Here is a 2,499-nt window from a genome sequence, read left to right on the forward strand (position 1 = left end):
TCGGCCTCGCCCTGCTGCTCGGCATCCTGGCGGCGCGCTACGGCATCGTCCGGCCGATGCTGGACATGACCGGGGCCATGACGGCGCTGGCCAGGGGCGTGCTGACGACCACGGTTCCGGGGATCGGACGGGGTGACGAGATCGGCACCATGGCGAGCGCCGTGCAGGTGTTCAGGGACAACGCCCTGGAGAACGAGCGCCTCAAGGACGAGCAGCGCGCCGCCAGCGAGGCGGCCGACCGCATGCGTCGGGAAGCCGTGCTGGAGATGGCGCGCAATGTCGAGCGCGAGTCGCTCGATGCGATCAGCGGGATCGGCAGGGTGTCACGCGGCGTCGGCAGCACGGCCGAGGCGATGGCGAGCCGGGCCGTGGCGGTGGGCGAGACCTCGCGCGGGGTGGCGACCTTCGCCGACCATGCGAAAGCCACGGCCGAAGCCGTGGCCGCCGCGGCCGAGGAGCTCTCCTCCTCGGTCCAGGAGATCACCGACCAGATCGCCCGCACCAGTGCGGCGACCCGGGAGGCGGTCTCGGCCGGCGCCGATGCACAAGCGAAGATCCGCTCGCTGTCCGAGGCGGTCGCCCGCATCTCCGAGGTGACGCATGTGATCAGCGACGTCGCCGCACAGACCAACCTGCTCGCCCTCAACGCCACCATCGAGGCGGCCCGGGCCGGCGAGGCCGGCAAGGGCTTCGCCGTGGTCGCCGCCGAGGTAAAGTCGCTCGCCAACCAGACGGCCCGCTCGACCGAGGACATCAACCGCCACGTCCACGACATCCGGGCAGCCACGGCCGAGGCCGTGCGCGCCGTCGAGGAGATCGGCGAGCGCATTCACGGCATCGACGGGATCGCCGGCGCGGTCGCGGCCGCCGCCGAGCAGCAGGGCGCGGCGACCCGCGAGATCGCCCGCAGCGTCCAGCAGACCAACGAAGCGGCGCACGAGGTCGCGACCCGCATCGCGACCGTGTCGAGCGAGACCGCCGCCGTCGGCGGCAACTCGGTCGAGGTGCGAGAAGCGGTCGCCGTCATGACGCACGACATCGAGGCCCTGCACGGCCGCTTGTCCCGCATCGTCGAGGCCGCGCAACCCGACGCGGCGTGAGCGCGACCTGGTCGGCTTTTGCGCGCACGACTCTAGCGCAGCTTGATGCGCCCCTCGACGCCGGTCTTCACCTCGCCGAGGCGGCGGACATAGACCATCACCTCGTTGGCCAGCAGGGGCGAGTCGTCGGTCGGCAGCAGGTGCTTGGCGTCGCGCACCATGTCGTAGCCGTCGCCGCCGCGGGCCAGGAAGTCGTTCACGGCGACCGTATAGGTGCGGCGTGGGTCGAGCGGCTTGCCGTCGACCAGCACCGAGAGGACGCGGGTGCCGACCGGCTTGGAGACGTCCGCCGCGATGGTCAGGCCGGACACCTGAGGAAACCGGCCCGAGGCGTCGGGCAGGCGGGCGAGGCCGTGCTCGATGGCGGCGCGCAGCTCGGCGCCGCCGATCTCGATCGGCACCACGCGATTGCCGAAGGGCAGCTCGGCCAGCACGTCGCGGCGCGTGATCGCGCTGCCGGCCGGATAGACGCGGCCCGAGCGGATACCGCCGCCGTTGAGGATCGCGGCCTCGGTCTTGAGGCTGGTGCGTACCGCGTCGGCGAAGACGTTGCCGATCGCCGCCTCGCGGGTCCGCACCGTGGCGTTGCGGCTGTCCCACTCGACCGCCGTGGTGCCGAGCGGCGCGTTCATCTCGTTGGCGAGCTCGGCCTGGTAGCCCTTCACGGCCGCGAGCACCTCCGGATCGGGAGTCACGGTGGCCGTGTCGATGATGCGGAACTGCGGCCACCACGCTATCGCGCGGTGGCCCTCCGACGTCGTCCGGACCGTCACGTCGACATCCACGGCGGTGACGTAGATCGCTTCGTAGGCGGATTCCACCAGCGCGCTGCTCTGGTCGTAGTTGATGAACAGATCGTGGTTGTGGCCGCCCAGGACGAGGTCGACCACCCCGGTCGAGATCATGGCGCGCTGCTGGTCGCGGTCGGCATGGACCACGGCGACGACGAAGTCGGCGCCGTCGGCCCGCAGCGCGGCCGCCTGCTGCTTCAGCGTCTCGACGGAATCGCGAAACACCAGATCCTCCGGATTGGAGGCGCGCGCCGTGTCGTCGTAGGTGAGGCCGACGATGCCGATCTTGACGCCCTCGACCGCGACGATGCGGCGGTCCTGGAAGCCGGGCAGCACGGCGTCGCCGGGGCCGCGCAGATTGGCGGCGAACAGCGGGAAGCGCGCCTCGCCCATCCGCTTCAGGAACACGGCCTTGCCGAAGTCGAATTCGTGATTGCCGGGCACGAAGACGTCCGGACCCACCATGTTGGTGAGCGTGACGATATGGGCGCCCTGGTCGAGCCCCGACATCAGCGACGGCGACAGCGTGTCGCCGGCATGCGCCACCAGCACGGTCGAGCCGGCGGTGGCGCCGCGGGCGCGCTCCGCCTTCACGGCGGCGGCGAGCC

2 protein-coding genes are annotated in these 2,499 nt (G+C 71.5%); one reads left to right on the plus strand and one right to left on the minus strand.

The genetic code is table 11. The features are described 5' to 3' along the window. A partial coding sequence (locus CH341_RS30620; protein ID WP_146604696.1) for a methyl-accepting chemotaxis protein occupies positions 1-1,100 on the plus strand: 1,100 nt, incomplete at its 5' end. Between the two features lie 32 nt (positions 1,101-1,132). On the opposite strand, the gene CH341_RS30625 is transcribed toward CH341_RS30620, so the two are convergent. After that, on the minus strand, positions 1,133-2,499 hold a 1,367-nt coding region (locus CH341_RS30625; protein ID WP_146604697.1), incomplete at its 5' end, for a bifunctional metallophosphatase/5'-nucleotidase.

Origin of the sequence: Rhodoplanes roseus (assembly GCF_003258865.1) — a bacterium.
Classification (GTDB): domain Bacteria; phylum Pseudomonadota; class Alphaproteobacteria; order Rhizobiales; family Xanthobacteraceae; genus Rhodoplanes; species Rhodoplanes roseus.